This window comes from Microbacterium sp. SD291 (genome assembly GCF_017355365.1).
Lineage (GTDB): Bacteria > Actinomycetota > Actinomycetes > Actinomycetales > Microbacteriaceae > Microbacterium.
Window position 1 is genome coordinate 1 of the sequence record NZ_JADIJR010000059.1, and the last position, 5,557, is coordinate 5,557.

3 rRNA genes are annotated in these 5,557 nt (G+C 54.6%); all 3 read left to right on the top strand.

The annotated features are described in order from the left end of the window. Positions 1-259 precede the first annotated feature (259 nt). The 3 genes from IPV10_RS16635 to rrf all read left to right on the top strand — a co-directional run bounded on the left by IPV10_RS16635 (position 260) and on the right by rrf (position 5,553). Positions 260-1,782 (top strand): 16S ribosomal RNA (locus tag IPV10_RS16635). 435 nt (positions 1,783-2,217) lie between these two features. Further along, positions 2,218-5,322, top strand: a 23S ribosomal RNA gene (locus IPV10_RS16640). Between the two features lie 114 nt (positions 5,323-5,436). Then, a 5S ribosomal RNA gene (gene rrf, locus IPV10_RS16645) occupies positions 5,437-5,553 on the top strand. Together the 16S, 23S and 5S rRNA genes form the textbook arrangement of a ribosomal RNA operon. Positions 5,554-5,557 lie beyond the last annotated feature (4 nt).

Consider the following 5,557-nt stretch of genomic DNA (forward strand, 5'->3'; position numbering starts at 1 on the left):
TAAGATAGAGAAGTTGCCCTTCGGGCCTGGTTGTGATGACTGGGTCGGGGGAGCGTCCGATCCTTGAGAACTCAACAGCGTGCACTTGTCAAATGCCAAATTATCCTCGTCTCCACTTTTGTGGGGGTGAGAATTCCTTTGGATCAAAGACCAGTCCTTCCGGGGACTGGCGATGGATGAAGTCAGCAATGAATTTGTCTCTTTGGTCAGCATCAAACTCGCTGCGGCATCCTATTCCGGGTGTTGTATGCATTTCTTTTTTACGGAGAGTTTGATCCTGGCTCAGGATGAACGCTGGCGGCGTGCTTAACACATGCAAGTCGAACGGTGAAGCCCAGCTTGCTGGGTGGATCAGTGGCGAACGGGTGAGTAACACGTGAGCAACCTGCCCCTGACTCTGGGATAAGCGCTGGAAACGGCGTCTAATACTGGATACGAGATGTGACCGCATGGTCAATGTCTGGAAAGATTTTTCGGTTGGGGATGGGCTCGCGGCCTATCAGCTTGTTGGTGAGGTAATGGCTCACCAAGGCGTCGACGGGTAGCCGGCCTGAGAGGGTGACCGGCCACACTGGGACTGAGACACGGCCCAGACTCCTACGGGAGGCAGCAGTGGGGAATATTGCACAATGGGCGAAAGCCTGATGCAGCAACGCCGCGTGAGGGACGACGGCCTTCGGGTTGTAAACCTCTTTTAGCAGGGAAGAAGCGAAAGTGACGGTACCTGCAGAAAAAGCGCCGGCTAACTACGTGCCAGCAGCCGCGGTAATACGTAGGGCGCAAGCGTTATCCGGAATTATTGGGCGTAAAGAGCTCGTAGGCGGTTTGTCGCGTCTGCTGTGAAATCCGGAGGCTCAACCTCCGGCCTGCAGTGGGTACGGGCAGACTAGAGTGCGGTAGGGGAGATTGGAATTCCTGGTGTAGCGGTGGAATGCGCAGATATCAGGAGGAACACCGATGGCGAAGGCAGATCTCTGGGCCGTAACTGACGCTGAGGAGCGAAAGGGTGGGGAGCAAACAGGCTTAGATACCCTGGTAGTCCACCCCGTAAACGTTGGGAACTAGTTGTGGGGTCCATTCCACGGATTCCGTGACGCAGCTAACGCATTAAGTTCCCCGCCTGGGGAGTACGGCCGCAAGGCTAAAACTCAAAGGAATTGACGGGGACCCGCACAAGCGGCGGAGCATGCGGATTAATTCGATGCAACGCGAAGAACCTTACCAAGGCTTGACATATACGAGAACGGGCCAGAAATGGTCAACTCTTTGGACACTCGTAAACAGGTGGTGCATGGTTGTCGTCAGCTCGTGTCGTGAGATGTTGGGTTAAGTCCCGCAACGAGCGCAACCCTCGTTCTATGTTGCCAGCACGTAATGGTGGGAACTCATGGGATACTGCCGGGGTCAACTCGGAGGAAGGTGGGGATGACGTCAAATCATCATGCCCCTTATGTCTTGGGCTTCACGCATGCTACAATGGCCGGTACAAAGGGCTGCAATACCGCGAGGTGGAGCGAATCCCAAAAAGCCGGTCCCAGTTCGGATTGAGGTCTGCAACTCGACCTCATGAAGTCGGAGTCGCTAGTAATCGCAGATCAGCAACGCTGCGGTGAATACGTTCCCGGGTCTTGTACACACCGCCCGTCAAGTCATGAAAGTCGGTAACACCTGAAGCCGGTGGCCTAACCCTTGTGGAGGGAGCCGTCGAAGGTGGGATCGGTAATTAGGACTAAGTCGTAACAAGGTAGCCGTACCGGAAGGTGCGGCTGGATCACCTCCTTTCTAAGGAGCATCTGACACCTCTTGTAGGTGTCCAGAACCCAGATCGAAGGCGTATGTTCTTCGCTGGGAGCTCATGGGTGGAACATTTGACATGACATCAGCGCAGCTGAGTCTCGTGAGTACGCTGGCCTTCGGGTCGGTTGGAAAGTGGGGTTTGGTGAGCGGGGTGTCTGCACGCTGTTGGGTCCTGAGGGACCGGATGCGCTTCATTTCCTTCGGGGAGTGGGAGCAGTCGGTTTACTCTGGGCCTTTCGTTGTCTCCCCGTGGTGGGAGGGGATGAGGGGTACCGCCCGTACTTTGAGAACTACACAGTGGACGCGAGCATCTTGCAGCCGGCCTTCGGGTTGGTTGCACAAGATGATCTTAAAGATCATTAGTCAATTTCAGATTCCCATCTTCGGGTGGGGGTCGAGTTTTTGATTCATCTCATGTGATTTCAAGTCTTTAAGAGCAAACGGTGGATGCCTTGGCATCTGGAGCCGAAGAAGGACGTAGCAATCTGCGATAAGCCTCGGGGAACTGATAAGCAAGTTTTGATCCGAGGGTGTCCGAATGGGGAAACCCCGCTGGGCGGCGTGCCGACCTAGTGACTCCCGCCTGAATATATAGGGCGGGTAGAGGGAACGTGGGGAAGTGAAACATCTCAGTACCCACAGGAAGAGAAAGCAACCGCGATTCCGTTAGTAGTGGCGAGCGAAACCGGAACAGGCTAAACCGAGTGTGTGTGATATCCGGCAGGAGTTGCATATTCGGGGTTGTGGGACTTTTCAGTCGTCTCTGCCGAGATGGCGGCGTTACAAGATGGTATAGACGAACGGTCTTGAAAGGCCGGTCATAGAGGGTGCCAACCCCGTAGTCGAAATGCCAACCTTGGCGCGAAGAGTATCCCAAGTAGCACGGGGCCCGTGAAATCCCGTGTGAATCTGTCAGGACCACCTGATAAGCCTAAATACTCCCAGATGACCGATAGCGGACAAGTACCGTGAGGGAAAGGTGAAAAGTACCCCGGGAGGGGAGTGAAATAGTACCTGAAACCGTTTGCTTACAAACCGTTGGAGCCTCCTTAGTAGGGGTGACAGCGTGCCTTTTGAAGAATGAGCCTGCGAGTTAGCGATATGTGGCGAGGTTAACCCGTGTGGGGTAGCCGTAGCGAAAGCGAGTCTGAATAGGGCGATTCAGTCGCATGTCCTAGACCCGAAGCGAAGTGATCTATCCATGGCCAGGTTGAAGCGACGGTAAGACGTCGTGGAGGACCGAACCCACTTAGGTTGAAAACTGAGGGGATGAGCTGTGGATAGGGGTGAAAGGCCAATCAAACTTCGTGATAGCTGGTTCTCTCCGAAATGCATTTAGGTGCAGCGTTGCGTGTTTCTTGCCGGAGGTAGAGCTACTGGATGGCCGATGGGCCCTACAAGGTTACTGACGTCAGCCAAACTCCGAATGCCGGTAAGTGAGAGCGCAGCAGTGAGACTGTGGGGGATAAGCTTCATAGTCGAGAGGGAAACAACCCAGACCACCAACTAAGGTCCCAAAGCGCGTGCTAAGTGGGAAAGGATGTGGAGTTGCTGTGACAACCAGGAGGTTGGCTTAGAAGCAGCCACCCTTGAAAGAGTGCGTAATAGCTCACTGGTCAAGTGATTCCGCGCCGACAATGTAACGGGGCTCAAGCACGCCACCGAAGTTGTGGCATTGACATTATTGGTAGGCCTTCGTGGTCCAGCCGTGTTGATGGGTAGGAGAGCGTCGTGTGGCCAGCGAAGCGGCGGTGTGAACCAGCCGTGGAGGCTACACGAGTGAGAATGCAGGCATGAGTAGCGAAAGACGTGTGAGAAACACGTCCTCCGAAAGACCAAGGGTTCCAGGGTCAAGCTAATCTTCCCTGGGTAAGTCGGGACCTAAGGCGAGGCCGACAGGCGTAGTCGATGGACAACGGGTTGATATTCCCGTACCGGCGAAGAACCGCCCAAGCTAATCCAGTAGTGCTAAGTGTCTGAATCCCAGTGACTGATCCCTTCGGGGTGACGCTCTGGGCCTAGCGCACGACCCCATGCTGGTGCGGTTAGCGTATTAACAGGTGTGACGCAGGAAGGTAGTCCAAGCCAGGCGATGGTTGTCCTGGTGCAAGTGCGTAGGCCGAGTCATAGGCAAATCCGTGACTCATCAAGGCTGAGACACGATGCGGATAAAAAGTGGATGATCCTATGCTGCCAAGAAAAGCATCGACGCGAGGTTCTAGCCGCCCGTACCCCAAACCGACTCAGGTGGTCAGGTAGAGAATACCAAGGAGATCGAGAGAATCGTGGTTAAGGAACTCGGCAAAATGCCCCCGTAACTTCGGGAGAAGGGGGGCCTTCGGCGTATAGGGATTTACTCCCGAAAGCGTTTGGAGGCCGCAGAGACTAGTGGGTAGCGACTGTTTACTAAAAACACAGGTCCGTGCCAAGTCGCAAGACGATGTATACGGACTGACGCCTGCCCGGTGCTGGAAGGTTAAGAGGACCGGTTAGCCGCAAGGCGAAGCTGAGAATTTAAGCCCCAGTAAACGGCGGTGGTAACTATAACCATCCTAAGGTAGCGAAATTCCTTGTCGGGTAAGTTCCGACCTGCACGAATGGCGTAACGACTTCCCAACTGTCTCAACCGCGAACTCGGCGAAATTGCATTACGAGTAAAGATGCTCGTTACGCGCAGCAGGACGGAAAGACCCCGTGACCTTTACTACAGCTTGGTATTGGTGTTCGGTGTGGCTTGTGTAGGATAGGTGGGAGACTGTGAAGCATGGACGCTAGTTCGTGTGGAGTCATTGTTGAAATACCACTCTGGTCACTCTGGATATCTAACTTCGAACCGTAATCCGGTTCAGGGACAGTGCCTGGTGGGTAGTTTAACTGGGGCGGTTGCCTCCCAAAAAGTAACGGAGGCGCCCAAAGGTTCCCTCAACCTGGTTGGCAATCAGGTGTCGAGTGTAAGTGCACAAGGGAGCTTGACTGTGAGACTGACAGGTCGAGCAGGGACGAAAGTCGGGACTAGTGATCCGGCAGTGGCTTGTGGAAGCGCTGTCGCTCAACGGATAAAAGGTACCTCGGGGATAACAGGCTGATCTTGCCCAAGAGTCCATATCGACGGCATGGTTTGGCACCTCGATGTCGGCTCGTCGCATCCTGGGGCTGGAGTAGGTCCCAAGGGTTGGGCTGTTCGCCCATTAAAGCGGTACGCGAGCTGGGTTTAGAACGTCGTGAGACAGTTCGGTCCCTATCCGCTGCGCGCGTAGGAAGTTTGAGAGGATCTGACCCTAGTACGAGAGGACCGGGTTGGACGAACCTCTGGTGTGTCAGTTGTTCCGCCAGGAGCACCGCTGATTAGCTACGTTCGGGATGGATAACCGCTGAAAGCATCTAAGCGGGAAGCCGGCCTCAAGATGAGACTTCCATACCTTCGGGTGAGAGGCTCCCAGCCAGACTACTGGGTTGATAGGCCAGATGTGGAAGCACGGTAACGTGTGCAGCTGACTGGTACTAATAAGCCGATGACTTGATAACACACCGATTTGTTGGTGCTACGCGTCCACTGAGTGGTTCTCGATGTACGGTCGAGAACCCTGAAACACACATACGCTGTGTGTCTAAGGTTTTTGTTTGAAACATCAATAGTGTTTCGGCGGCCATAGCGTGAGGGAAACGCCCGGTTACATTCCGAACCCGGAAGCTAAGCCTCACAGCGCCGATGGTACTGCAGGGGGGACCCTGTGGGAGAGTAGGACACCGCCGGACTTCT